The 26,004-nt window shown below is 63.1% G+C and carries 22 protein-coding genes and 2 pseudogenes; 6 read left to right on the top strand and 18 right to left on the bottom strand.

The window, feature by feature from the left end; all coding sequences use genetic code 11:
* A pseudogene (locus tag ABX74_RS15685) lies at positions 1-289 on the top strand (peptidase); the annotation flags it as partial.
* 5 nt (positions 290-294) lie between these two features.
* Here the strand turns inward: ABX74_RS15685 and ABX74_RS15680 are convergent.
* Entirely contained in the window at positions 295-1,518 is a 1,224-nt protein-coding gene (locus ABX74_RS15680; protein WP_081341346.1) for an erythromycin esterase family protein, read from the bottom strand.
* Between the two features lie 107 nt (positions 1,519-1,625).
* Between ABX74_RS15680 and ABX74_RS15675 the strand changes: the two genes are divergently transcribed.
* A complete protein-coding gene (locus ABX74_RS15675; RefSeq protein ID WP_047889187.1) occupies positions 1,626-2,348 on the top strand; it encodes a TioE family transcriptional regulator in 723 nt (240 codons plus the stop codon).
* Between the two features lie 4 nt (positions 2,349-2,352).
* Here ABX74_RS15675 and ABX74_RS15670 read toward each other — a convergent pair whose 3' ends face one another.
* Positions 2,353-3,000, bottom strand: coding sequence for a TetR/AcrR family transcriptional regulator (locus ABX74_RS15670; protein ID WP_003940096.1), 648 nt, complete (start codon positions 2,998-3,000; stop codon positions 2,353-2,355).
* A 77-nt stretch (positions 3,001-3,077) separates the two neighbouring features.
* On the opposite strand from ABX74_RS15670, the gene ABX74_RS29945 reads away from it, so the two are divergent.
* Complete coding sequence (locus ABX74_RS29945; protein WP_082148512.1) at positions 3,078-4,619, top strand: MFS transporter; 1,542 nt, start codon at positions 3,078-3,080, stop codon at positions 4,617-4,619.
* On the opposite strand, the gene ABX74_RS15650 is transcribed toward ABX74_RS29945, so the two are convergent.
* The gene (locus tag ABX74_RS15650; RefSeq protein ID WP_047889183.1) at positions 4,519-6,801 is read right to left on the bottom strand and encodes an ATP-dependent DNA ligase; all 2,283 of its coding nucleotides are present in this window, start codon (positions 6,799-6,801) and stop codon (positions 4,519-4,521) included. The genes ABX74_RS29945 and ABX74_RS15650 overlap by 101 nt on opposite strands.
* Positions 6,802-6,916: 115 nt before the next feature.
* Between ABX74_RS15650 and ABX74_RS29940 the strand changes: the two genes are divergently transcribed.
* Both ABX74_RS29940 and ABX74_RS15640 read left to right on the top strand, forming a co-directional pair.
* Positions 6,917-7,189 carry a WhiB family transcriptional regulator gene (locus ABX74_RS29940; protein WP_019744832.1) on the top strand — a complete coding sequence of 91 codons (273 nt, stop codon included), beginning with the start codon at positions 6,917-6,919 and terminating at the stop codon, positions 7,187-7,189.
* A 65-nt stretch (positions 7,190-7,254) separates the two neighbouring features.
* Positions 7,255-8,160, top strand: coding sequence for a transporter substrate-binding domain-containing protein (locus ABX74_RS15640; protein ID WP_020970424.1), 906 nt, complete (start codon positions 7,255-7,257; stop codon positions 8,158-8,160).
* A gap of 1 nt (position 8,161) precedes the next feature.
* On the opposite strand, the gene ABX74_RS15635 is transcribed toward ABX74_RS15640, so the two are convergent.
* From ABX74_RS15635 to ABX74_RS15580, 12 genes are all read right to left on the bottom strand, one after another.
* Positions 8,162-9,817, bottom strand: a complete 1,656-nt coding sequence (locus ABX74_RS15635; RefSeq protein WP_047889182.1) for a substrate-binding domain-containing protein — start codon at positions 9,815-9,817, stop codon at positions 8,162-8,164.
* Positions 9,818-9,937: 120 nt separating this feature from the next.
* Positions 9,938-10,369 (bottom strand): SRPBCC family protein, encoded by a 432-nt coding sequence (locus tag ABX74_RS15630; protein ID WP_003939735.1) that lies wholly within the window; start codon positions 10,367-10,369, stop codon positions 9,938-9,940.
* 73 nt (positions 10,370-10,442) lie between these two features.
* Positions 10,443-12,080, bottom strand: a complete 1,638-nt coding sequence (locus tag ABX74_RS15625; RefSeq protein ID WP_047889181.1) for a cation acetate symporter — start codon at positions 12,078-12,080, stop codon at positions 10,443-10,445.
* A complete protein-coding gene (locus tag ABX74_RS15620; protein WP_003939976.1) occupies positions 12,077-12,439 on the bottom strand; it encodes a DUF485 domain-containing protein in 363 nt (120 codons plus the stop codon). Before ABX74_RS15620 ends, ABX74_RS15625 begins: the two co-directional genes overlap by 4 nt.
* A gap of 162 nt (positions 12,440-12,601) precedes the next feature.
* Positions 12,602-14,353 carry a cation acetate symporter gene (locus tag ABX74_RS15615; RefSeq protein ID WP_019744836.1) on the bottom strand — a complete coding sequence of 584 codons (1,752 nt, stop codon included), beginning with the start codon at positions 14,351-14,353 and terminating at the stop codon, positions 12,602-12,604.
* A 10-nt stretch (positions 14,354-14,363) separates the two neighbouring features.
* Entirely contained in the window at positions 14,364-14,735 is a 372-nt protein-coding gene (locus ABX74_RS15610) for a membrane protein (protein WP_003939880.1), read from the bottom strand.
* Complete coding sequence (locus ABX74_RS15605; RefSeq protein ID WP_047889180.1) at positions 14,732-15,523, bottom strand: LytR/AlgR family response regulator transcription factor; 792 nt, start codon at positions 15,521-15,523, stop codon at positions 14,732-14,734. Before ABX74_RS15605 ends, ABX74_RS15610 begins: the two co-directional genes overlap by 4 nt.
* Before the next feature lie 51 nt (positions 15,524-15,574).
* A complete protein-coding gene (locus tag ABX74_RS15600; protein ID WP_019744838.1) occupies positions 15,575-16,792 on the bottom strand; it encodes a sensor histidine kinase in 1,218 nt (405 codons plus the stop codon).
* Positions 16,789-17,175, bottom strand: coding sequence for an MmcQ/YjbR family DNA-binding protein (locus ABX74_RS15595; protein ID WP_019744839.1), 387 nt, complete (start codon positions 17,173-17,175; stop codon positions 16,789-16,791). The genes ABX74_RS15600 and ABX74_RS15595 overlap by 4 nt, the downstream gene beginning before the upstream one ends.
* Positions 17,176-17,179: 4 nt before the next feature.
* A complete protein-coding gene (locus ABX74_RS15590; RefSeq protein ID WP_047889179.1) occupies positions 17,180-18,397 on the bottom strand; it encodes a lipase family protein in 1,218 nt (405 codons plus the stop codon).
* Positions 18,398-18,412: 15 nt separating this feature from the next.
* Complete coding sequence (locus ABX74_RS15585) at positions 18,413-20,056, bottom strand: Na+/H+ antiporter (RefSeq protein WP_019744841.1); 1,644 nt, start codon at positions 20,054-20,056, stop codon at positions 18,413-18,415.
* Between the two features lie 106 nt (positions 20,057-20,162).
* A complete protein-coding gene (locus ABX74_RS15580; protein WP_003940164.1) occupies positions 20,163-20,354 on the bottom strand; it encodes an antitoxin in 192 nt (63 codons plus the stop codon).
* 180 nt (positions 20,355-20,534) lie between these two features.
* Between ABX74_RS15580 and ABX74_RS15575 the strand changes: the two genes are divergently transcribed.
* On the top strand, positions 20,535-21,677 hold the full coding sequence (locus ABX74_RS15575; RefSeq protein WP_020908721.1) for a sensor domain-containing diguanylate cyclase: 1,143 nt from the start codon (positions 20,535-20,537) through the stop codon (positions 21,675-21,677).
* A gap of 6 nt (positions 21,678-21,683) precedes the next feature.
* Here ABX74_RS15575 and ABX74_RS15570 read toward each other — a convergent pair whose 3' ends face one another.
* The 3 genes and pseudogenes from ABX74_RS15570 to ABX74_RS15560 form a co-directional block, all read right to left on the bottom strand.
* Positions 21,684-24,188 (bottom strand): HAD-IC family P-type ATPase, encoded by a 2,505-nt coding sequence (locus ABX74_RS15570; RefSeq protein WP_019744843.1) that lies wholly within the window; start codon positions 24,186-24,188, stop codon positions 21,684-21,686.
* 76 nt (positions 24,189-24,264) lie between these two features.
* Positions 24,265-25,381, bottom strand: a pseudogene (locus ABX74_RS15565) (MBL fold metallo-hydrolase).
* Positions 25,382-25,443: 62 nt separating this feature from the next.
* Positions 25,444-26,004: enoyl-CoA hydratase (locus tag ABX74_RS15560; protein WP_047889178.1), on the bottom strand; the 561-nt coding region annotated here is incomplete at its 5' end.

The following is a 26,004-nucleotide window of genomic DNA, read 5'->3' as shown; positions in this document are numbered from 1 at the left end:
GTCTGCCGGAGCGATGGTCTCGACGGGCACAGACCTGAACGCCTTCTGGCGCGCGCTACTCGACGGGCAGGTGGTGCCGGCCGAGCAGCTTGCCGAGATGACCACCCCTCAGGTCGGCGCCACCGAACTTCCCTGCGGCGTCACCTATACCGGCCACAGTGGCGGGATCTACGGGTACTACACGCTGTCCGGTGCGACGCCGGATCGTGCGTTCACCGTGACGCTGACGTCGACGCCGAAGGACCAGCCGGACACCGTCGCGATACTCTCGCACGCGCTCTGCCCCTGACGCTGTTACCAGTACTGATGACGCTGCCCGTCGGTATCCGCGACGAAGATGACCGCGTCGGCGCCGTCCAACTCCGAAGGTTTCAGCGGCAGATGCCCTGGCAGGATCGCTTCTCCCGCGGTGATCGACGGGCCGAGCGCGGCTCGCAGGGCCGGAGTCGAGAACAGGGCACGCCGACCGGTCGCATCGGCCAACGCTCCCTGCAGAGTGCCCGGATCACTGTCGGGGTTGGCGTCGGTTGCCAAAAATACGTAACGCTCCCCGAGGACAAGTCCGACAAGTGAGCCGGCGCTCCCCCAACTGACCACGTCGCCGTTGACCGGCATGTCGGACGGCACTCGCAAGAGATGGGCATTGTGTGCGAACAGCAGGCTAGGCCCGCGTCGCTGCTCCTGGGCGACGACCGCCAGCAGGTTCTCGGCCATCATCTCGGCACGCAGACTGAGCAGTGTTCCAATGCGATCAGGAGCGGAACTCGCCATCGCGGAGTGATAGCGCAAGAGCCCCAGAGCGGTGCGTGAATGTGCAAGGGCCAGGTCGTACCCGGCCGGGTCGACGGGTCGCAGCACTGGTGCGGCGCGCCGCAGGACGCTGCCGAGGTCGTCCGCAATGATGCGCAGAGCGCGAGCATGATCGGAGTTGCCGACGGACGCAGCCGGATCGAACATCGCCGCCGGGTTGGTCCAGTCGGCGTCCTGACCCAGTAAAAGGTCGGCGTCGTCGAGAGATTGTGGCCGCAACGCGGCGGGCAGGAAGTCACCTGCCGCAGACAGTGCGCGGCGCGGGCTCGGTGCACCGGAGTACTCCACCGGAGCGTCGAAGCCGTAGAAGCGAACTCGGTCAGCCGGAGCGCGGCCGTCGTTGTACTCGCGTAGCCATTCGACGAGTTCGCGGTTTCCCGGTACCGCACCGAATCCGTGGCTGAAGCCTGTGGCGAGCACCTTCTCGATGTCCGCCTCTCCCCCGTTCACGTACTCGTCGACAAGCAATGCCGCAAAGACATCTGTTTCGAGCACGATCGACCGATATCCTCGTTCGACCAGTTGGCCGAGAAGTTCGTTGCGCAGCAACGGAAAAGCCTTGATCCCATGAGTCGGCTCGCCGAGAGCGAGCAGAGCCGGCACCTCGGTTCGTGCTGCGAGCACTTCGTCGACGGCACGACCAAGACTTGCCGCGTCTTCGAGTTGGCGGCCGAGCTCACTCAGCGCTGGGGCAGTGGACATGATCATCCCTTTCGAAGGTGGACTGCCTTCGACAGTATCGTTGAAGATTCGGGTGAAACTTTTACAACAATTACCTGGGGTATACCGTGAAAAGCCTCAATCGGAGGTGATCAGTGCGGCCCATCGACCTTGCCCGTGAACACGGGTTGTCCGCACAGGCGATCCGCAATTACGACGACGCCGGCGTCCTTCCTCCGACCGATCGCAGCAACGCCGGCTACCGGCGATACGCCCCAGTGCACGCGCAGGCCCTGCGAACTTTCCTCGTATTGCGCGGCGGTCACGGCCACCAGCGGGCCACGGAAATCATGCGTGCGACCAACCAGGGCGACACCGAGTCCGCCTACCGCCTGATCGACAGTGCACACGTGACACTGCTCGCCGAGCGAGGAACTCGCACCGAGGTAGCCGCAACGCTGGGGACTCTGTCCACCATGGCACCGGCACTGGTGCACGGTCCAGCGCTGACGGTCGGTGAGCTTGCGCGCCGTCTCGGCGTTCATCCGGCGACACTGCGCACGTGGGAAGAGCACGGCATCCTGCACCCCGAGCGCGAACGAGCAACGGGTTATCGCGAATATGGTCCGGAGTGTGTGCGCGACGCCGAGATCGCGCGGCAGCTGCGGCGCGGCGGCTACCGACTGTCGCAAGTCGCCCAGTTTCTCAATTCGCTGCGCGAGGCCGGCGGAGCGGACTCATTGGCAGCGTTCCTCGAATCCTGGCAAGACCGGCTGACCACACGCAGTCGCAACCTTCTCGCCGGCGCGGCTCAGCTCGATGCCTATCTCACGATGCTGGATCAGACCTCGCCTGGTTGCCGATCAGCAAACGGTTGAGGTGTCAGTTCACAAGCCGCGCAAGGCTCCTCACCATCTCACCGACAGTGTCGGTCGACGGCCACGGGAATTCCGGGAGATCGGCCCGCAACATCACCTGTCCGTGCAGCGAAGTCCAGATCGATACCGCATCGACAAAAGTGTCTGTGCTGGCCGACCTCCCAGCGGCGACGCACGCGTCAAGGTTGGTCACCAGCGTGTTGAAGGCGGCCAGTCCTCGCGTATCCGATTGTGGTGACTGACCTTTCGGCCTGGACCACCCGAACAAGACCCGATACCGAGCGGGCTCGGAAATGCCGAACTCGACGTATGCCGAGCACCCGGCATACAGACCCTCGACCGGGTCGGGGTGTGCGGAAACGGCGTCGGCCACGGCGAGATGCAACTGCTCCAGCGATTCGGAGACCACCGCTTCGACAATGGCATCGCGATCGGAAAAGTGTCCGTAGATAGATGGTGCGGATATCCCGACTTCGCGAGCGACTGATCGGAGCGTCACCGCCTGATCCGATCCGGTGCGGGCGATGAGCGTCGCCGCTGCGGCGACGATCTCTCCGCGGAGCCGTGCGCCGCTTCCTCTCGGATTTCGGGCGCGAGTACTCCGAGAACCACTCGTCCCAGTTTCATCGGCATCTTCGGAAACATCACTCACCCGACAAACTTTACACATGTAAGGCGAGGGGGTACGTTCTCATCACTAAACATTCGTAAGGTTACATTCGTAAGGACATGATGAATTCCCTCGAACCCACGGACCGGCGACGATGGGCAGCACTGGGCGCCCTCTGCACATCCCTCGTCGTAGTCACGATCGACAACACCATCCTCAACACCGCTATCCCGACCCTTGCCCGCGAACTGCGGGCGACCACCGTCGACCTGCAATGGATCACCAACGCATACACATTGGCGTTCGCCGCCTTGCTCATCACGGCAGGTGGACTCGGCGCGAGATTCGGTCACCGTCGGATACTTCTGACCGGCCTCACCTTGTTCGCTCTCGGGTCAGCCTTCGCTGCCCTCTCTCACACGTCGTTGCAGCTGATCGGCTGGAGAACAGTGATGGGGGCAGCCGCCGCACTGGTCATGCCGGCGACGCTGTCACTTGTCGTCTCGATGTTCGCCCCGCACGAGAGAGGCCGGGCGATAGGAATCTGGTCTGCAACCGCCGGACTGGGAATCGCGATCGGCCCCGTGGCCGGTGGCGTACTTCTCGAACATTTCAGTTGGGGAAGCGTCTTCTGGATAAACGTCCCACTGGTCGCCGTTGTGATAGCCGCGACGGTTTCTCTTGTGCCCTCAGCAGGAGGAATGGTCAAGGGTTCCTTCGACATCCCCGGACTCCTGTTGTCCGCCGGCGGACTGGCTTTGATCGTGGATGCCCTCACCCAAGCAAGCCTTCGCGGATGGTCGTCGCCCATCACGGTGCTGGAGATCGTCAGCGCAACAGCACTTCTCGCCGGGTTCGTCTGGTGGGAGCTGCGGGCCCCGGCGCCGATGACAGACGTGCGCATCTTCACCAGCCGAGTGTTCAGCATCTCCAATGCCATCTTGGCCGCAACGTTCTTCGCCTTGTTCGGTGTTCTCTTCACGTACACGCAATACCTCCAATTCGTTCGCGGTTACGGTCCATTGGTTGCCGGCGTCGGTGCAGTTCCGTTTGCACTGGTGATGGCGGCTGTCGCCTCCAGCAGCGATCGTGTGGTTGGCCGACTCGGGGTGCGCAGTTCGATCGCGGGCGGCCTCGCGGTCATGTCCGTGGGGCTGTTGGTCTTGTCGATCGCCGCGGGTAGGTACGCACCGTTCGGGGTCCTAGCTGCGATCATGGCACTGGTTGGCGCCGGGATGGGGCTGGTCATGGCTCCGGCAACAACTGCGTCGATGTCGTCGGTTGCGCCCCAGCAGGCTGCGATGGCAAGTTCGATCAACAGTGTCGTACGGGAATTGGGTGGAGTTCTGGGCGTCGCCGTCGTCGGGACAGTCGTAGCAACGGTTTTCCGGTCCCGCTTCGAACCCGGAGTCGGCACTTCCACAGTCGGTCTGGCGCAGATCCACGCCGACGCTCCCCCGGTGAGCATTGTGGCCGAAGCAGCGAATCAGGCTTACACTTCGGCGACGTGCATGGGAATCCAGATCTGTGCCGCAGCAGCGTTCCTCGGCGCGTTGGCCGTTATTGCCTTGTTTCCCGCACCACGTCGCCCGGCTTCTTGTCCTCCCGCAGACCCCGCCAACTCGGATGGCGAAGGCGTCCGGTCGCCGTCCAATCCATGAACCGCGCCTCACCGACGAGTTCAGGCCTCACCCACACCGCACCCTTGCGGTCATCTGCTGGAAGTTCCTCCTCGAACGGACTTTCCTTCTGACGCAACGGTTCCAGCACCGCAAGCAGTGACTCCAAATCACGATCGCTGAAGCCGGTACCGACGCGCCCCACGTAGGTCAATCCATCCTCACCCGGAATTCCCATGAGCAGCGCCCCGATCCCCTGCGCTCGATTGCCCTGCCCGGTGCGCCACCCACCGATCACCACCTCTTGGGTGCGCCAGTTCTTCACCTTGATCCAACTCGACCCCCGCCGCCCTGGAAGGTAGACCGATGCACGACGTTTGGCGACAATCCCTTCCCACCCGGCATCGGTACTCACCTCCAAGGCGTTCTCCGCCGCGCCCTCGATCTGCGGTGGTACCTCGAGCTCACCGACCTTGCCCGCCAACGCATTCAACACGGTGCGGCGATCCGAATAGGACTTCCGCAGCAAAGACACTCCGTCGAGGTACAGAAGATCGAAGGCCAGGAACACCGGTTCCCCACCTCGCTGGAGGAGGCCGAAATCTGTAACTCCCGCGTCGTTGTACGCCACCACCTCACCGTCGAGAACCACGTCATGACCGTCCAGCACCTCGGCCAACCCGGCAAGGGCTGGATAGTCCCGGGTCTTGTCGTTACCCGCGCGACTGCGAAGCGACATTGTGCCCGAATGATATTCGAGAATCACTCGAATCCCGTCCCACTTTCCTTCGAAGGCCCACTCCTGCGGGTCGAGACCTTCGAGCGTTCCAGCGGTGGCAAGCATCGGCTCGAGATTCTTGGGAAACTCCGTTCCGAAACTCGCGTTCTGATCCTTCATCAGATGCATCAACCACTGATCACCCTTTGTCCGGATCAGCGCGAAGCGTCCCTGCACCCGCTCCCCACTCAAGCGCACGATCACCTCGTCTTCACGCCACTTCTCGGTCTCGTATGTCCCGGAATCCCAGATCGTCATCGAACCGCCGCCGTACTCCCCCTTCGGAATCGTGCCCGAGAACGTGGCGTATTCGAGCGGATGATCCTCGGTGTGCACGGCCAACCGATTTTCTCCGGCACTGGTCGGCACACCCTTCGGGACTGCCCAGGACACGAGCACACCATCCCGCTCGAGACGAACGTCGTAATGCAATCGTCTGGCGTGATGTTCTTGAATCACAAAGGTATTGCCCGCTGTCTCCTTGTCCACTGCAGCAGGGATCGGCTCCGGTGTCCGGTCGGCCGACCTCTTGTTGCGATAGTCCGTCAACGTATCGGCTACAGACGCAGAGACCGGCGGATCCAGATCGCCCAGCAGATCACCGTCGGATTCGACGCGCTCCAGAACCTCGTCGAACAGCAGGTGGCGCAGTTTCGGATCGTCGAGTTCGTCCCAACTGCGCGGCGCGGCAACATAGGGTTGATCGCGACCGCGCATCGAATACGGCGCAATGGTGGTCTTGGCTGCGTTGTTCTGACTCCAGTCAACGAAGATCTTGCCTGCCCGGACGTTTCGCGCCATCGTCGCGGTGACGAGATCCGGGTGAAGCTTCTCGAGCCCGGTGGCGATCTGCTTGGCGACAGTCGACGCACCACTGCCGTCCAACGCTCGATCCAGTGGAACGTAGAGGTGGATTCCCTTGCTACCACTGGTTACCGGATAGGCCGTCCACCCCAGAGTTGCGACCAGATCTCGAATCGACCTCGCCACCTCGGCGCACTCGGTCAATCCGACACCCTCACCCGGGTCGAGATCGAATACCAGTCGTGTCGCCGGACCACGCTCGGAACCGTCGAATCGCCATTGGGGAACGTGTAATTCGAGTGCCGCCTGTTGCCCCAGCCACGCCAGGGATGCAACGGAATCGAAAATCGGGTAAGTGACGACGCGATCAGAATGTTGCAGCGACGCACGCGTGAGCCACTGCGGGGCAGACGACGCCAGGTTCTTCTCGAAGAAGGACTGACCGTCCACACCGTTGGGCCAACGCTTACGAGTACCAGGTCTACCGACGACATGCGGAAGCATGACTGCGGCGATACGGGTGTAGTAGTCGATGACTTCGGCCTTCGTGGTGCCGCTCTCGGGGTAGAGGATCTTGCCCAGATTGGTCACGGACACGGTTGTGCCGTCGAGAGTGATCTGACCCCGATCCGTCGTTGCCATCTCCTCATTGTGCTGGATAACGCTGCGTCTGGCAGTAGAAATCTGATGGATCGGAAACCTGCCGCTGCGCCAGGCCACGGGCAAGACTGGATTCTCGATGGGAGAGGAGACCACGATGACAGTTCGCAGTTCCGTGGAGCCGTTGGTGGACAACAACTGGCGGATGTTCGCCACCTGTAAAACAGTGGACCCGGCGGTGTTCTATTCGCCGGGTGAAGAGCGCGGACGCAATCGGGCTGCACGGGAGAGTTCCGCGAAGCAGGTGTGCTTCCGCTGCCCGGTCATTCGGGACTGCCTGACCTTTGCACTCGAGACCGCTGAACCGCACGGAGTCTGGGGTGGGACGACACCGTCGGAGCGCCTTGCACTGCGACGCTCAGCTGCGTGAACTCCGCTCACACGAGACCCCCGTCACGTCCAGACCGGACAAACAGGCAAGATGGCCTAGTGCCTATGACACGACGCGCAGTTGCCGTGACCGCGATCTTCGCTTCCTCGATCTTGTTGGGCTCGTGTTCGTCGCAGCCGGAGGCACCTGCGGCAGCAGATACCACCACCACGGTTCCCGAGGCGTTCACCAAACTTCCCTCGACGACCGCAGTGGACAAGTGCGGACCCCAGAGCGGGACCACCCTCGAAGACGGTGTCCTGACCATCGCCACTGACTCACCGGCGTACGCGCCGTGGTTCGTCGACAACGATCCGTCGAACGGCAAAGGCCTCGAGGGTGCGGTGGCCCGGGCGGTCGTCGACAAGCTCGGGTACAACACCGACCAGGTTCGCTTCACCACTGTCGCCTTCAACGACGCATTGAAACCAGGCCCCAAGGATTTCGACTTCGACGTCAATCAGTTCACGATTTCCGGGGATCGCCGCGCGAACGTCGACTTCAGCTCGCCGTATTACGCAGTGGCGCAGTCGGTGATCGCCTCACGCGGAAGCAAGGCCGCCGGTGCAAAGAATCTTGCGGATCTGGCCGGCTACCGTTTGGGCGCTCAGACCGGTTCCACCAGCCTCGCGGCGATCACCGACACGATTGTTCCGACCACTGCGCCACGCGAGTTCGCGACCACGGACGACGCGAAAGCTGCGCTGGCCGCGGGCGAGATCGACGCATTGGTCGTCGACATCCCGACCGGATTCCACATCACCGAGAACGAACTGCCCGGGTCGGTCATCGTGGGTCAGTTTCCGCGGCCCAACGCAGTCACCGAATTCTTCGGTTTGGTGCTCGAGAAGAACAGTCCGCTGACCGAGTGCGTCTCCGCGGCAGTCGATGCGCTCTACGCCGACGGAACCCTCGAGAAGCTCGCAACCGAATGGATCACCGACAGCGCCGACGCACCCGTTCTCGAGTAGTTCAGCCGGCGCGCCCACTGATCGCGCCGACGAAGACCTTCGGGATGTCTGCCGGTGTCGGAGCGAAGTGACTGTTACCGCCGGTGAGAGTCGAAATCTGCTCGAGCACATCGGTATCGGCATCATCGGTGACACCGATGGTGATGATCGGTACCGGCCGCGTCGGGTCCTGCTCGCGAGTCAGGGTGTCGAGAAGTTCCTGCAGGGCGATACCCGACGGATCGTCGTTGGCACCGTCGGTAAGCAGAATCACCGAATTGATCGAGGCCGGATCGTAGGACTGTTGCATGGACCGATACGCGGCGAGAACGCTGTCGTACAAACCTGTTCCGCCGCCGACGATCGAAGAGAGGTTGTCGATCCGAAACAGCAGTTTGCTCCGATGATCCGTGCCACCTTCAGTTGCATCCATACGGGCGACAGGTTCGAGTTCGCGGTAGTCCGTCCCGTCACCGAGGTCTACGGAGAACGCCCAGAGACCCAATTGTGCGTTGGCAGGAAACATTCGGATCGCGATGTCACCGGCCTGCGCCGTAGCGGCCATTCGAGTGACCCCGTCCTGCATGTAGTCCATGGACCCCGAGACGTCGACAACTGCCAGCGCGCGGGAAGGCCTGGACAGAATCTCGTACCGCGCAAGCGCTTTGGTGACCACAGACGGATCGGACGGCACCAGCGAGCCAACCTGTCCCACTCCACCGGCGACCGGTGGGGCCTGATCCGCGCCGCGGAACCCGAGGCCGGCAAGTACGGAACGCCCGGTGTCCGATGCCAGCGCTGCCGCCAGCAGTTTGCCGGCGTCGTCCGCCGCCGACGAGTCTGCACCCACACTTGCCATCGGGTAGTCCATGAAGACCGAACCGGACGACGGTACCGACGCGGTGAGTCGACTGTCCGCATGTGCGGCGAGATAAGCCTCGAAGGTCTGCTCGGTAGTCACCGCGGTTCCACCGGACGCGTCCACGGTTTGGATGCGCCCGGTCGAACCGGTTTCCTTCAGATTTCCGTCCTGCGCTTGTGCCACCGGGACCAGGGCTGCCGAGATGGATGTGAGGTCCCCGCCCCGCGACTGGGTCTCGGCAAAGGCCGCCACGATCGGCGCGCTGGAGACGGCACTGGTCAGGGGATCGCCGATGTGCAGCGATGGAGCGCCGAGGACATCCGTCCATGCGCCGGGTGCCTCGGTACCCGGCGCAGAGACGGCGACAACCGGGGTGGAGGCGACCGAGTTACTGATCCGGCGAATCTCCTGCCCGCTCGCCGAAACCTTGTCCAGCCATTCGCTCGAATCAGGGATCCACAGTGCGGGCGCCGTACCGTCGGCGATCGCCGCGACGGTGAGCACGGGATCTTGCGGCGTCACGCTGAGCGAGCTGCATCCGAGATCCGCGGCGGGGATGGCAGCGGCGACAGCTTCGAGTCCCGAGGCGATCGACGGATCGGCCGCCACGGTCACGGTTTCCGGGTTGTCACAGTTGGTTGCCGTCGCAGCTGCAGCGGCGCCCTCACCGAGTTCTCCCTTGTCGCTGACGCTTTTGAACGTCACGGCAAATGCTGCGGTTCCACCGACTGCAACTACCGCCAAGAGTCCGATCAGAACCTGCACGGATCGAGGCATGGACGCAGGTGGTGCGCCGTACCCATGACGAGACGACATTGATCGAATCCTTTCCGGCGGGACCCGCATCAATAACCAACTGATGCCCGGTTTATCCCGCCGAAAAGAATCCTAACTCATGTTAGCGGTGAAGTAGCTCTATGTGGAAATCTCTACAACCTAGGTGTAGATCTGGACAAACTGGGCCAGTGACTTCTCCACATCGCCTTTGAGCGCCCGCGCCACACTCGAACCGATCGGGCCGAACAAGGGCGCGCCGCCCAACTCGACTGTCAGCGCGAGTTCCGATCCGTCACCCTTTGCCTTCACGTCGAGTTCGAGACCGAGCTTGACCCCGCCCTTGCCGTCTCCCTTGAGCGAGATCGCCTTCGGGACGTCGTACTTCTTGATGGTCCACCGAACGCGGTTGCGCAGGCCTTTCACGGTCACGACCGAGCTGATCTCGGTGCCGACACCCAATTGCTCGGGAAGTTCACTGCGCCATCCGTCGTGAACCACGAGCCAGTTTTCGTAGCCGCTGAGATCGGAGGCCTTGTCCCACACTTCTTGAGGAGGAAGCGGAACGTCGATTTTCACTGTGAGCTTTGCCATGGCAGAACAATAAGCCCCGTGCGCCTTTTCCGTAACCAGAGGTACCAGAAAGACGCACGGGGCTTTGCCCCTCTTAGTGGCTGACGGCCTTTTCGACGCCGACGCCGGTGAGGGAGCGAACTTCCATCTCCGCCTGCTTTGCCGGATCTTCGATCTTGTTGCGTCCGATGTACGTACCGACGATGCCGAGGACGAATGCCAGCGGGATCGAGACGATGCCGGGGTTCGAGAGCGGGAACCAGGCGAAGTCGGAGTTCGGGAACATCGACGACGGCTTGCCCGACACTGCCGGGGAGAACACGATCAGCGTCAAGCAGCTGACCAAACCGCCGTAGATGCTGAAGAGCGCACCGGTGGTGTTGAACTTCTTCCAGAACAGCGAGTACAGCAGGGTGGGTAGGTTCGCCGAGGCCGCCACTGCGAAGGCGAGGGCCACCAGGAAGGCGATGTTCTGCCCCATCGCCATGATGCCGAGAACGATGGAGACGAGTCCGATGACCACGACGGTGATTCGAGAAACTCGAACCTGCTGCTCCTCGGTTGCGTTGCCGCGCTTGATGACACTGGCGTAGATGTCGTGAGCGAACGACGCCGAAGCAGTGATCGCGAGACCGGCAACGACGGCGAGGATGGTCGCGAACGCCACCGCGGAGATGATGCCGAGGAAGATGGTGCCACCGAGCTCGAAGGCGAGCAACGGAGCGGCCGCGTTCTCTTTACCGGGTGCTGCCAAGATCTTGTCCGGTCCGACCATGCTGGCCGCGCCGTAACCGAGAACCAGTGTGAACAGGTAGAAGGCACCGATGAGCGCGATCGCCCAGGTCACCGAGCGGCGAGCTTCCTTGGCAGTGGGCACCGTGTAGAAGCGCATCAGCACGTGCGGCAGGCCCGCAGTGCCGAGCACCAAAGCGATTCCGAGAGAGATGAAGTCGAGCTTCGTCATTCCGGAAAGACCGTACTTGGCACCGGGTCCGAGGATGTCTCGTCCCTGCACACCCTTGGTGGTGGAACTGTCGACCATGTCCTGCGCATTGGCGAGCAACTGAGAGAAGTTGCCGCGCACTGCCCACAGAACGAGTACGAACATGATTCCGGCTCCGGCAACCAGCAGAACTGCCTTGACCATCTGTACGTAGGTGGTGCCCTTCATGCCGCCGACCAAGACGTACACGATCATCAGCACACCCACGATCGCGACGACGATCGACTGTCCCACCTTGCCGTCGATGTTGAGTAGCAGGGCGACAAGTCCACCGGCGCCGGCCATCTGGGCAAGAAGGTAGAAGAGGGAAACGGCCAGGGTGGACAGGGCTGCCGCCATGCGCACCGGACGCTGCTTGAGCCTGAAGCTCAGGACGTCGGCCATCGTGAATCTGCCGGTGTTCCTGAGCAATTCGGCGACCAGAAGCAACGCAACCAACCAGGCGACAAGGAATCCGATGGAGTACAGGAAGCCGTCGTAGCCGTACACGGCGATCGCACCTGCGATACCGAGGAACGATGCCGCCGAGAGGTAGTCGCCGGCGATGGCGAACCCGTTCTGCGGGCCGGTGAACTGTCCACCGCCGGTGTAGAAGTCGGATGCCTTCTTGGTGGTCCGGCTGGCGCGGATGACCAGCGTCATGGTCACGACGACAAACGCGAGGAAGATCGCGATGTTGAAGGCGGGGTTTCCTACGTCCGTTCCGGACGCGGCGAGTGTGGTGATCACTGTGCGGGACCTTCCAGTTCTTCACGGATGGCAGCGGAGCGGGGATCGAGCTCACGACCGGCGAACTTCACGTACCACGCGGTGATGGCGAAGGTCGTGACGAACTGCCCGAGGCCGAGGATGATGCCGAGATTGATGTTGCCGAGGACCTTGGTGGCCATGAAGTCGTGGGCATAGGTAGCCAGGACGACGTACACCGCATACCAGAGCAGGAAGAATGCAGTGATGGGGAAAACGAACTTGCGCAGACGCGTTCGGAGTTCCTGGAATTCGGGACTCGCTTGCATGTCTATGAATGCCTGGGCATCCGGGGTACGTCGCTCTTGCGGCGACCCCTCACTGATTTCTGCTGTGGACACTGCCGGCTCCTCGCCTCGCGTGTGAAGTGAACTACGCACAGACGTTAGTGAGATCGGAGTCACATGAAGATGCTGTGGCGCCAGTCACACGGTGAGCAGTCGCGCGCTGCGCCGAACGGTCAGGCAGGCGCGACCAACGGCAGAGGGTTCGGGCGGTGAAAGTCAGGGTTGGCGTAGATCGTCTTCGCGATCGGAGCCCATTCCGAGCCGTTCCGGGGCGTGCATCCGCGTGAAGATTCGCGCAATATCTGCCGGTATCTGCTTCGACGACACCTTGCTCACGACGATCATCGTGAGGAACGCCAGCGGCACGCTCACCGCAGCCGGGAACGCGAAAATGGCTGCCGGCCAGCCACCGAGGACGTCCTCCGACAAACCACCCAGGACGGCGACAGTGGCGGCAGTGCCCGCAACACATCCACCGACCACCATCCCCGCCCCCGCGCCGACGGCAGTCAGACCGCGCCACCAGATACCCAACACGAGCAGTGGGCAGAGCGTCGACGCGGCGACCGCGAACACCAACCCGACGGTTCTCGAGAGGTCGACCGACACCACCGCCAGCGACAGCACGAGCGGAACGAGCCCGGCCAGGAGCGCTGCAATACGGAAGTCTCGAACTCGTCCGCGGAGAACATCGGTACTGACGACGCCCGCGATGCTGACGAGCAATCCGGACGACGTCGACAAGAAGGCGGCAATGGCACCTGACGCGACGAGGGCTGCCAGCAGTTGTCCGCCCCACCCCGAGAACACCGAACCCGGCAGCAGCAACACCGCGGCGTCGGAGGTGCCCGTGATCAGAAGTTGCGGAACGTACAGGCGAGCGAAGACGCCGAGGAGGGTCGGAAACAGGTAGAACACGCTGACCAGACCGACAACTGCAAGCGAGGTCAGACGAGCGGCCCGGCCGTCGGGGTTGGTGTAGAACCGGACGAGAACGTGAGGCAGGCCGAGCGTTCCGAGGAAGGTCGCGAGCATCAGCGAGTACACCTGATACATCGGGTGCGGCCCGCCGAAACCCCAACCCGGGGTGATCCAATCCGAGTTCTGCGCGGGCGCTCCGGCGACGACGGGAACCGCGGCTCCCGCGTCGAGAACCATGGACATGCCTTCACCGAGGGTGTGCTCCCCCGGGCCCAGTGTCACGGTTCCTTCGACCACTCGCCCGTCGACTGTGCCGCCGCTGACCGTCACCGGCTCCGATACCTGGACGACGACGTCGGTGGTGATGTCGACGGTCGTCGCAGTGGTGACCGTCGGCGGCATCGACGCGCCGACGTCGTGATGATCGCCGAAGAAGTAGAAGGTCAGTGCCACAGCGGGAATCGCGACGGCAGTCAGTTTCAGCCAGTACTGGAAGGCCTGAACGAAGGTGATCGATCGCATCCCGCCGCCGACGACGTTGGCGATGACGATGACCCCGACCGCGACCCCGCCGATCCAGCTGGGAACCCCGAGCAGAATGTTGAGCGTCAGTCCCGCGCCTTGGAACTGTGGAATCAGATACAGGATGCACACCATCGCGACGACGAGCATTGCGAGCTTGCGCAATCGCGGTGAGCCGAGACGGAATTCGGCGAAATCGGGGACGGTATATGCACCGGAACGCCGAAGCGGTGCTGCGACGAACAGCAGCAGGGCGAGGTATCCGGCGGTGAATCCGATGGGATACCAGAGGGCGTCGGCGCCGTATTTCGCGACCAGCCCGGCCACGCCGAGAAACGAAGCAGCGGAGAGGTACTCACCGGAGATGGCCGTCGCATTCCACCGCGCGCTGACGGTTCTGGACGCGACGAGAAAGTCCGAGGTGGTACGAGCGAGCCGAACGCCGTAGATTCCGATAGCCACGGTTGCCACGGCCGCCGCAACGATGCCGAGCACCGTCAGCACCGGGATAGGTTGTCCTCCCACAGCGCCGCGCTCAGTCGTCCACGATGTCGTTGAAGTCCTGCTCGTTTCGCTCCGCACGACGCACGAACACCCAGCCTGTGGTCAACAGCAAGGGATACACGGCGCCGCCCATCACGAGCCACGGCAACCGGATGCCCAGGACTGCGACCTCCGACAGTGTCGGGAAGAGATGCGTCAGAAGCGGTACTGCACACAGGAGCCCGGCTGCGACGACGGCAAGGCGAATCGCCAGCCCCAACTGCGCGCGAACGAGACCGCGGATCATGGCGTCGCCGACTTCGGTCTGTTCCTGCACCTCCACCCGCGTACGGACGATCCGTGCGCCACTACGTTGCGCCAACACAACGCGCTCACGCTGCGGAGGATCGGACTGCGACGTCACCGTGACAACCAACTCTGCTTGGGCGCACGAACCAGTCGATCCTTGAGTTCACGGGTGTGTCTGCGGCTGACCGGAAGTTCGACGGCAGGCTTGTCTCCGTGCGGGCGCAGACAGACCACCAATCCGCTGCCTACTGTGCGGATGCCGGTGACCAGCGCCAAAGACACCAGGTAGGAGCGGTGCACGCGCAAGAAGCCCGCGTCGGCCCAGCGTGATTCGAGTGTCGAGATCGGGATGCGTACCAGGTGCGACTTCCCGGCGGTGTGCAAACGCGCGTAGTCCCCGTCGGCTTCCACCCACTCCACCGAGGAGCGTTGAACGAGCGTCGTGACGCCGCCCAGTTCCACCGGGATCACCTCGTCGGTGGACGCAGCTTCGGGCTTGTTCTCGCTCTTGGTGCGCCCGGCCAACCCCACGATCCGTTGAACGGCCTGAGCGAGACGCTCCTCTCGGAGCGGTTTGAGTAGGTAGTCGACGGCACCGAGGTCGAATGCATCAACCGCTCGATCGTCGTGCGCTGTCACGAACACCACGGGTGGTGGCGTCGCGAAGTTGGAGAGGATGCCTGCCAGTTCGAGACCGTCGAGTCCGGGCATGTTGATGTCGAGAAATACCGCGTCGATGCTTCCACCGCGCAGTATCCGCAACGCAGTCGTCGCATCCGATGCCGTGTGAACGTGCGCCACAGAGTCCTCGGCGCGCAGCAAGAAGGCCAGCTCGTCGAGGGCTGGTTTCTCGTCGTCGACGGCAAGGACGGTCAGCTGGGCATCAGTGTCAGTCTCGTTCACAACAGGTCCATGTTCCCACGACGGTTTCAGCCTGATCATCGAAGGCGAGAATCAGACGTGAATACCCTGCTTGAACTTGGGAACACGCATGCTGACCTTCGTACCGGCACCCGGCGCTGTCTCCACCACGAGTCCGTAGTCGTTGCCGAACGCGGCACGAAGTCTGTCGTCGACGTTGGCCAAACCGACGTGAGCAGCTTCGCGTGCGCTGGGTCGTCCCGATCCCGACTCGATGGCGTCAAGTGAGCCGGAACGCAGTAGTTCAGGGTCCATCCCCACACCGTCGTCCTCGACGCTGATGATGCAGTCAGGTCCCTCGTCCGCGGCCACGATGCTCACGGTCCCGCCCTCCGGCTTACTCGAAATGCCGTGACGAACCGCGTTCTCGACCAGCGGCTGGAGAGCCAGGAAGGGAAGAACCACGTTGAGCACTTCGGGTGCTATCTGAAGGCGGACGTTCAGCGCCTCCCCGAATCGCGCGCGTTCGAGGGTCAGGTAACGATCGATGTTGCGTAGCTCGTCGGCAAGCAGGGTGAACTCACCCGCAGATCGGAACGAATACCGGGTGAAGTCCGCGAACTCGAGGATCAGTTCTCTGGCCCGCGCCGGGTCGGTTCGAACGAACGACGCGACCGTGTTGAGCGCGTTGTAGATGAAATGGGGACTGATCTGCGCGCGGAGGGCACGCACTTCGGCGCGATCCAACAGGGCTCTGGACGCGTCGAGGTCGGCGAGTTCGATCTGGCTGCAGGCGTATCGAGCCACCTCGGTGACCGCTCCGAGCATTCCCGGCCACGGGTCTTCGCTGGTGACGATTCCCAGCACGCCGACCACGCCGATGTCCTCGATCAGCAGGGGCTGAGCGATCAGCGCTCGCACATGGTGATCGCTCGGTCCGCGCACCAGGTCCGAGTGGGTGACGAGCACCCGGCGTTCGCCTTCGATCGCGCGAATGGCGGCGTCGTGGAATTGATCGGACAACGCTTCGTGACGGCCGTCCCACGCCAGCAGATTTCCGGACGCGTCTGCGAGGCCCAGACCGGAACCGCCGGTCAGCTCGCGTAGGTGAGGCGCCGCCTCGGCGGCCGAATTCTTGTCGAGTCCACGCCGAAGTGGCCGCGCGGCAAGTGAAGCCGTATGGAGCGCGGCATGGACGGCACGCTCGGTCGGGGTGGTCACCTCACGTCTGGTGCGCATCCACACCGCTGTCAGTGCCCCGGCCACTGCGAGAATCAGCACGCTGAGAAGCGCGACCACGGCCGGACTCAACGCGAATCCTCGTCCAGTTTCCGGATCAGTGTTTTCGGAGCCACCGTGCGGTACGCATCTTCGACGACGTCGGCTACGTCGTTCCAGAATTTCTCGTCCTCGGTCTCGTCGGCACTCGGAACGTCGAGGTACACACCGATCCATCCCCGGCCACCCACGTACGGGGGGACGAAGAACCTCGTCGGATCGCGACTGACCCAATCTGCCTGCGCCCCAGGTGGGGCCGCGGCCCAGATCGCGAGGCGATCGTCGTGGTGGTGATCTGCCATGGTGACGAACTGCGGCGCTTTGCGCACGAAAAACGACGATTCACCGTGGCTGACCCGCTCGGTTGCCTCTGGCAATGCCAGTGCCAGAGCGCGGATTCGTGCCGACGCCGTCATCGATTCACGACCCGCAGGTATTCGGTGCCGGAACACCTGCAAATCGATCCTTCACCCACGCAACAGCTCCCGGCACAGCGGCGCCGTCCGCGTGACCTTCGCCCGGTCGCGCCTGGAATTCGATGACGTCACCTTCGGCGCAGGCACGTTCGACGGCCGCCTCGGTCCATTCCGGACGGATGAGGTTGTCATTGGTACCGACGACTACGTACATCGGACCGCTCGCGCGTTGACGTGGGAGAGCAACGTCGCTGAGCCACGCGTGAATTCGGTCCGCGTCCTCAGCGGTAGCTGGCCTGGTGTCGGCGGGCGTCACCTTTCCGACAAGACCCAACTTCTCCGTCGCGCGAGAGGTCAGGCACGAGGTGAGCAGGTCGTAGTTCTGCTCGAATGCGCCGCGCACGTAGTCGGTTCGTTCGAGCTCCGGATGGGTGAGGGACAGCCCTTCGAGTACATAGGGCAGCAGCAGTTGCTGAGGCAGTGACAGATTCACCTCGGAATCACTCGAGATGATCGGCGAGATGTCCGCTGCCGGGGACAGGTTTGCTGCACCGACGAATTCGAGTCCGTCGCCATAGGCGTCGGCTTCCTCGGCCGCTGCCCAGGAAGCCTGCCCGCCTTGGGAAAGCCCCAGAGTTGCCCACCGAGTCGAGGTGTCCGGAACGACGTTGCGCGCCGCTCGAACCGCGTCGATGACGTTGAACGCCGCGGTGTCCGGTTGCAGGTAAGGATGCGGGTCCGGAGTGCCGAGGCCCTCGAAGTCGGAGACAGCGACCACGTATCCCGAGTCGAGAAACGGCGCGACCAGGCCGATCGTGCCGAAGAGGGTCGGCGAGGTCGACGGCGCGCAGTCGTCCGAAATACCCGTCGTGCCATGGCCGATGGAGACGATCGGCCAACCGCCCTCCGGCGGCGTTCCAGGCGGTGTGAACACGGTTCCCGATACCTGGGTCTCCCGGCCGTCGATACCGGAGGTGGAGCCGTACAGGATTTTCACCGCGCTCGCTCCGGACGCCGCCACTTCGGCTGTGCTGGTGAAGGGTTCACCTTCGAACACGACGCCGCGTTGCGCGCTGCTCTCGACCGGCGGGGTAGTCGTGGTTGCGTTGTCGGTGACAGAGACATCTGGCGAGGCATCCGATCCGCAGCCGACGCTCACGAGAAGCGCGCTCGCCACCACGACTCCCCAGCCTGCGCGTACCCTCGAACTCCGAACCGTCATACGCAGTGTTCCCCTCTATTTGCCCGCGCTGCCTGCTCGGCGACGCCTGACACGTTCCTCGGCTGCGGCCTCTTCGATGTCGAGTCCTTCCAATACGGTACGCAATACCTCGTCGTCGAGATCTCCGTCGTCGCGCGCGGCGATCAGTGCGACTCGCTGCGAGCGAAGGGATTGATGCCGGAATTTGTCGAAGAGCGCTCCCGCATTCCACAAGGCGGCCTCGCGATCGGCGTCCTCGTCGACCTCCTGGAGTTGAAGCCTCGCCTGCATCGAGCGGCGTACGCGCTCGACAATTGCCTGCAATTCCTTTCCGTCGATCCCCGACGGAGGGTGCGCAGCCGCGTCTGCCAACGCCTTCTCACCGGCTTTGCGAGAAATGTTGCGTGCCAACTCCATCTGTTCCTGAGTACGCAATTGTTCATAGGGATCCGCGACGTCGAGACGACGAATCAGGAACGGCAAGGTCGATCCCTGGATGAGCAGTGTCCCGACCGCGACGATGAACGCGATCGCCTGAATGACGCCGCGTCCGGGGAACGGCTCGCCGGACGAGAGCGCGAACGGGATACCGCCGGCCGCAGCAAGAGTGACGACACCACGCATTCCCGCCCACGAGACCACCAGATTCTGTTTCCACGTCAGTTGATTCTCGCGATCACGGCGCAGGGTTACACCGAATCGCACACGGGAGTAGCTCAGGAACAGCCACACCGGCCGAATCACGATGACCACGGCCAGGACTGCCAGACCGTACGCGAACACGTGAAGCACCGGAAGCCCGTCGGCGACAACATCGTCGATCACGAAGCTCAGTTGCAGCCCCATGTACGCGAAGACGAACATCTCGAGGAGCGTGTCCAGGCTCGACCACACCGAGCGCTCCTGCAGCCTGGTCATGATCGACGCGTCCGTCGAATAGTGTCCGATCACCAGACCAGCAACCACGACGGCCAGAACACCGGACGCGTGTAGTTCTTCAGCGGCCAGGTAGGCAGCGAACGGAAGGACCAGCCCCAAGCCGGTTTCGAGTGGAGAGTCGTACATGCGGGCGCGAACGAACTTGACGACAAACGCGAGCACCAAGCCGACGACAACGCCGCCGATTACTTCGTACGCGAAGAACAACAGGGGCGAATCCGTCGCAATTCGCGTTCCGGTCACGGCAGCGACCGCGACGGTGAAGAGGGTCAGCGCGGTCGCGTCGTTGACGAGCCCTTCGCCCGTGAGGATGGCGATGACTCGCTTCGGGAGCCCGAGTTTCTGACCGACCGCCACCGCGCTGACGGCATCGGTCGGCGCGATCACAGCTCCGAGCACGAGGGCGGCGCCGATAGTGAACTCGGGAACCATCCATTCGGCGAAGAAGGCAACCACGAACGCCGTCACCAGCACCATTCCGACGCCGAGACGCAGAATGGGCGCAAGGTTGCGTTTGAAGGTCGCGACCGAGAACTTGAGAGCGGCCGAGTAGAGAAGCGGCGGCAGGACCACACCGAGAATGACGTGGGGGTCCAGTTCGGGCCGCGGCATACCGGGGATGAAGGAGGCGACCGAGCCCACGGTCACCAGGACCAGCGGGGCCTGCAGGTTTCGTCGATTGGACAGCCCGGTGACTGCGATGGCGGCAATGACAACCAGCAGAATCCAGGTGAAGTTCACGCGTTCATTCTGCCCGCCGACCCTGGGAGTTCACCCAGCGGACGCACAGAAGCCCGCAACCTTTTCGGTTACGGGCCCCTGAGCAACGGTATGGCCGAATCCGGTTTTACTGCTTTTCGGGAACAGCCTTCTTGGCGGCCTCGGCTGCCTTGTCGATCTGATCGCCGTACTTGTTTCCGGTCTTGTCGTCGGCGATGTCGGCCACCTTGTCGATCGCGTCGTGAACCTTGTCGGAGTTCTCCGCTGCGAGCTCCTGGCCCTTTTCGACCAATCCCTTGACGTTGTCCAAGAAACCCATGTCCGTGTCCTCTCCCGGTGCTGACGCACATCCTTCGGCGGAATCGTTCCTCCGCGCCCTTCGATTCTCACAGGTCGACGGCCTCTACGCCAGAAAGCAGGTCCGTGCGTTCGAGCCGCGCGCAACTCGAGGTAGCGTTAACCCGCCAATAGCTGATTGATCACCCATCGACATCGACAGGTGCCCGGATTGAATGCAGGACTGCGCGGGACGGGGAGCGACCCCCACCCCACGCGTGAACTGCTGTCCCGGTGGTGGTCGGATCGCACCGATTACACCTGGCTCCCCCGATTCCTCGACACTCGCGGGCTGACCGTTCCCGGACGCAAATTAGTCGCGGTGTGGTGTTTTCTCTTCGCGCTGATCGCGGCGACCATGCAGTTGAGCCGCTTCGGTTCCGATTCCGCCCTTGCACGGTCCATCCTCGCAGTCGGGACCATCAGCGGGGTCTATGCCGGTTGCCGTTGGGTGCGAAACGAATCGTGGCCCACCTGGCGCCAATCCGTGGCCTTTGTCGTCTGGGCCGACCTCTGGCTCGCCGTCACGCTCTTCTTCGCGGTTCGCACAGCGTTCGTCGGAACGCTGGGTTGCGTCCTGTTCATCATGATCGGCTTCTACGCGGCGATAGTTCACAGTCCGCGTGTTGCCGTGACCCACATCGGCTGGGCTCTTGCTGTGTGCACGACGCTCGCTGCCATGGCGATGTCCGAGCCGGTCAACGACGACTGGGTGGTCGTGAATCTCTATCTGATGGTTGCCGGTGTGGTTTTCTCCACCGCGTGGATTCTGCAGATCGTCTGGCTGCGCCTGACCGACGACGCACGCAACGCCCACCGGGACTACCTCACCGCGACACTCAATCGCCGCGGACTCCAGGACGAGGCACAGCATCTGCTGCGCAGTGATCGAACGCAGGCTCTGATCGCACTGCTCATCGACGTCGACTCGTTCAAAATCCTCAACGACACGCACGGTCACGTAGCAGGTGACGACGCGTTGACCGCTGTCGCTGACCGCCTCATCGCTGCCGCCGGGCCCGAGGCAGTGGTGGCGCGAATCGGCGGCGACGAGTTCGTCGTCCTGCGCGGAGTCGATCGAGGAGATATCGAACAGGTCGCCACCGAGATACATTCGGCGGTCTCGTCCGACTCCGATCCCTATCCCGTATCCGCCAGTACCGGCGTCAGCGTCTACCTCTGTCCCGAGACGGACTTACCGGATCGGGCTGTCAACGAACTGATCGAGCACGCAGACAATGCGATGTACCGGGCCAAGAAGCGCGGCGGCGATCGCATTGCCTGGGTGCAGATGTTCAGGCGCTGAAACTACTTACTCACTGTGGGCGTGGTGATGCTCGCCGGGCAGGTCGTCGGGCGTCGCGAAAATCTTCCGCTTCTCCCCGTGCAGGCGTGCGCTGATCCACCACGAGAGTTCCACGAGCACAACGCCGATAGCGCCGAGGGTGATCGCGAGCGTCGTCGCAGCGACGTTGCTCGGATCAAGCTTGAAGAACTCACGAGTGAACGGCAGCGCGAACAGGATGAGGTACCCGGCAACCGAACCGCCGATCAGAACGAGCTTCCACCACACGTACGGCCGAGCAACGACGGCCAGGACCCACACGGCGATCATGATCAACGTGATGAGTGCACTGGTTCCGGCCTGGATCTTCTGGGTCTCCGTCTGGTCGGGGCCTTGGTAAGCCAACACGTAGGAGATGAACGTGGTGATGCCGATGATCAGGCCCGACGGCAACGCCAGACGCATCACGCGGGAGACGAAACCGGTTCGGGCGCGCTCGTTGTTGGGGGCGAGAGACAAGATGAAGGCCGGGATACCGATCGTGAACCACGCCGCGATCGTGACGTGGCGGGGCAGGAACGGGTACGGCAGCGGTTCGAAGTCGAAGACCTGGGACAGGACGCCGGTGATGCCGATCAGGAACGCAAGCACCACCGAGTAGACGGTCTTGGTCAGGAACAGATTCGACACACGCTCGATGTTGCCGATCACTCGGCGGCCTTCCGCGACGACGTACGGGAGCGTCGCGAACTTGTTGTCCAGCAGCACGATCTGGGCCACGGCTCGGGTCGCCGGACTGCCCGAACCCATCGAGACTCCGATGTCGGCGTCCTTGAGGGCGAGCACGTCGTTGACGCCGTCACCGGTCATCGCGACGGTATGTCCGCGAGACTGCAAGGCAGCGACCATTTCCCGCTTCTGATCCGGTCGTACTCGACCGAACGTCGTTGCTCCGTCGAGAGTGTCCGCCAGCTTTTCCTGATCGCTGGGAAGATCCCGCGCGTCGATGGGACGGTCACCACCCTCGAGCCCGAGGGAACCGGCAACGGCGCCGACGGAAACCGCGTTGTCGCCGGAAATGACCTTGACCGCGACCTTCTGGCTCGCGAAGTACTCCAACGTCTCCTGTGCGTCCGGACGCACCTTCTGCTCGAGTACGACCAGAGCCTCAGGGGTGACGGTGCCCGGCGCGTCGGCGTCGTCGACGGGAAGGTTGCTGCTGCCGAGCATGAGCACACGAAGTCCGCTCGAACCCACTTCTTCTGCCTTGCGGGCCATCTCCGAGTCGGGATCGAGCAGCACGTCCGGGGCACCGAGCACCCAGTTGCCGTGACTGCCGTACGACTGGCCACTCCACTTCTTCGCCGAGGAGAACGGCGCGAGCGCGGTGGCTTCGCCCCAACCGGAATCGTCGGAGAGAGACTCGCGAATCGCCAGAACGCTCGCGTTGGGGCGAGGGTCGGACGCAGCCATCGCGCTCAACGCGGACTTGACTGCAGACTCCCCTGATCCACCCGGCGCCACGTCGACCTCGGACAGGCGCATGCCGTTCTCGGTCAGCGTTCCGGTCTTGTCCGCGCACACCACGTCGACACGGGCCAAGCCTTCGATCGCCGGCAACTCCTGAACGAGGCACTGGCGCTTGCCCAATCGGATGACACCGACCGCAAAAGCAATGGACGTCATGAGCACAAGGCCTTCGGGAACCATCGGAACCAGCGCTGCCACCATGCCGTTGAGCGCGGGTCGGATCGGCAAGCCGATCGTGAAGAGCTGATTGAAGATGATCAGCGCTCCCGCCGGAATCATCAGATAGGTGATGAATTTCAGGATCTTGTCGATACCGCTGCGCAGTTCCGAATGCACGAGGGTGAACTTGCTCGCCTCTTCGGCCAGCTTGGCCGCGTATGCATCTCCACCGACCTTGGTGGCGCGGTACGCGCCGCTACCTGCGGCAACGAAACTGCCCGACAGCACTTGCTGGCCGCTCGCCTTGTGAACCGGATCAGCCTCACCGGTGAGCAGCGATTCGTCGACCTCGAGTGCGGCAGAACTGACCACCTCACCGTCGACGACTATCTGGTCACCGGATCCGAGTTCGATAATGTCATCGAGCACAACATCTTTGGGCGCCATTGCCACGGCGACGCCGTCACGCCTGACCATGGGCTTGGCCTGACTCACGATGGCCAGAGCGTCGAGCGTGCGCTTGGCGCGGATCTCCTGGATGATGCCGATACCGCTGTTCGCGATGATCAACAACCCGAACATGCCGTCAATGATCGAGCCCGTCGCGAGCACGATCACCAACAACACGGTCAGGATCGCGTTGATGCGAGTGAAGACGTTGCCGCGGATGATGTCCTTGACCGAGCGGGACGCCCGGTCCGGTACATCGTTGGTTTGTCCCGACGCGATCCTTGCTGCAACCTGATCGGCGGTCAGACCGCGGGCGACGTCGACGTCGTCCGGCAATCGCTCAGGCGCTACCGCCACTGCTGTCTCTTCTGAACTGGTGTGCTCGTGAGCCATGGTCAAAGATTACGCACCCGGAGCAACTAATCAGGGTTCGACTCGACAGGCAACCACGTCCGCGGCACTTCTCCGCTCAGCCCAGTGGTATCCACCACTTCGACGGCGGTGTCGGTGACAACGCGTCGATCCTGCCGCCAGGCATCGGGACCGACACTGTTGTGCCCGCCTCTGCGGCCGACTCGTTGAGGCGAATGATCGGCTCCGACCACGAGTGAAACGCGAGGTTGAAGGTCGCCCAGTGGATCGGTACGAAGACACCGCGCGATCCGTCGCCCTTGTTGAGATCGATGTGCGTCTGCACTGCCTCTTCCGGATTCATGTGAATGTCCGGCCAGCGCACGTCGTACGCGCCCACGGGGAGAAGCGTCAGATCGAAAGGCCCATAGGTTTCACCCAACTGTTCGAAACGTGATGTGTATCCGCTGTCTCCGCCGAAGAACACCCGGTGCTTCGGACCGGCGAATACCCACGACGCCCACTGCGTCGTGTTCCGGACGAGGCCACGACCGGAGAAGTGACGAGCCTCGGTGCACGTGAGAACCAGGTCGTCGATTTTTGTCGACTCGTCCCAGTCCAATTCCACGATCCGGTTCTCGGGCACCTTCCAGTGCCGCAGGTGAGCTCCGATACCGATCGGAACGACAAACGGAGCGGTCTGGGTGCGAGTCAGAATCTTGACCGTCGCCATGTCGAGGTGGTCGTAATGATCATGCGAGATGACTATCGCATCTACCGTCGGTAGATCAGCCAAGGCCACCGGAGTGGGATGCATCCGTGCGGGACCTACTGTGGCCGAGGGTGATACGCGTTCGCTCCACACCGGATCGGCGAGAACGCGGTAACCGTCGACCTCGACGAGGACGCTCGAATGGCCGTACCACGTCACGGCCGCGTCACCCGCTACCGACGGCGCCAGCGGAGTGGCCAACGGAATCGGCTGACGCGGCCGACCCGTCGACCCCCCGTGTAGCCATCGACTTGAACATCCCGGCATCGGTGCCCGGAACCAGAGTGCTGCTGGGCTCCGAGTTGTGGAACTGGCGATCCCGGTATCGCGGGGACATCGCCGCGTACGGTTGCACTGTGTTTCGCGACGCCCCGATCTGCGTCGGGATTCCCCATGCGGCTCGCGCCACCCACCCTGTCGCCGCGGCAACAGCCGCAACTCCGAGAACCGTCGTCTTCTTCATTCAGACGAGCGTAGCCACTATCTGTCCCGCGTGCCTGGTGCCTGTTTTCCCTGCAACGAGCTTTACTTTCCCTTGAATACGGGAGGGCGGTTCTCGATGCGGGCGGCGCGGGCTTCCTGGACGTCCTCGCTGAGCCAGGCGGCGTGGAGGGCGTCGAGTTGCTCGGGAGACTGTTCCTCCATGGTGCCGTCGTCGTTGAGAACCATCTTCATGTGCCGCAACGACAGCGGTGCGAGATTGGCGATGCGGTGCGCCCATTCCTGAGCGTCGTCGAGGGTTCCGAGCTTGTTGGCGAGACCGCGCGTGAAAGCTTCCTCGGCGCCGATCTGTTCGATGCCGAGCAGAATGGTACGCGCCGGACCGCCGCCGACCAGCGACGCGAGCCGACGCATGGTCCACTTGTCCACCGAGACTCCGAGGGTGGCCGCGGGGATTCCGAAGCGAGCGGTCGGTGCCACGACGCGCAGATCCGACGCGATGGCCAGCTGGGTACCGGCGCCGATGGCCGGACCGTTGACAGCGGCAATGACGGGGATGGGCGCCGTGTCGATCGACCGGAGCATTTCGAACAAGCGGTCGGTGAAGCCCTCCATGTAGACGTCGCCGGACAGGTCCGCGCCTGC

It is taken from the genome of Rhodococcus sp. ARP2 (assembly GCF_001029585.1).
GTDB classification, from domain to species: Bacteria; Actinomycetota; Actinomycetes; order Mycobacteriales; family Mycobacteriaceae; genus Rhodococcus_F; species Rhodococcus_F erythropolis.
Note: the sequence above shows the minus strand (reverse complement) of the source record. Positions and strands in the feature narration are given on the sequence as shown.

Coding starts and splice junctions, on each gene's coding strand:
- ABX74_RS29940 (WP_019744832.1), top strand. CDS start 6,917: ATGACAGTTCGCAGTTCCGTGGAGCCGTTGGTGGACAACAACTGGCGG.
- ABX74_RS15635 (WP_047889182.1), bottom strand. CDS start 9,817: ATGTCGTCTCGTCATGGGTACGGCGCACCACCTGCGTCCATGCCTCGA.
- ABX74_RS15570 (WP_019744843.1), bottom strand. CDS start 24,188: ATGGCTCACGAGCACACCAGTTCAGAAGAGACAGCAGTGGCGGTAGCG.
- ABX74_RS15595 (WP_019744839.1), bottom strand. CDS start 17,175: ATGACGGCGTCGGCACGAATCCGCGCTCTGGCACTGGCATTGCCAGAG.
- ABX74_RS15650 (WP_047889183.1), bottom strand. CDS start 6,801: ATGGCAACGACGGATCGGGGTCAGATCACTCTCGACGGCACAACCGTG.
- ABX74_RS15680 (WP_081341346.1), bottom strand. CDS start 1,518: ATGATCATGTCCACTGCCCCAGCGCTGAGTGAGCTCGGCCGCCAACTC.
- ABX74_RS15630 (WP_003939735.1), bottom strand. CDS start 10,369: ATGGCAAAGCTCACAGTGAAAATCGACGTTCCGCTTCCTCCTCAAGAA.
- ABX74_RS15640 (WP_020970424.1), top strand. CDS start 7,255: ATGACACGACGCGCAGTTGCCGTGACCGCGATCTTCGCTTCCTCGATC.
- ABX74_RS29945 (WP_082148512.1), top strand. CDS start 3,078: ATGATGAATTCCCTCGAACCCACGGACCGGCGACGATGGGCAGCACTG.
- ABX74_RS15580 (WP_003940164.1), bottom strand. CDS start 20,354: ATGGGTTTCTTGGACAACGTCAAGGGATTGGTCGAAAAGGGCCAGGAG.
- ABX74_RS15590 (WP_047889179.1), bottom strand. CDS start 18,397: ATGACGGTTCGGAGTTCGAGGGTACGCGCAGGCTGGGGAGTCGTGGTG.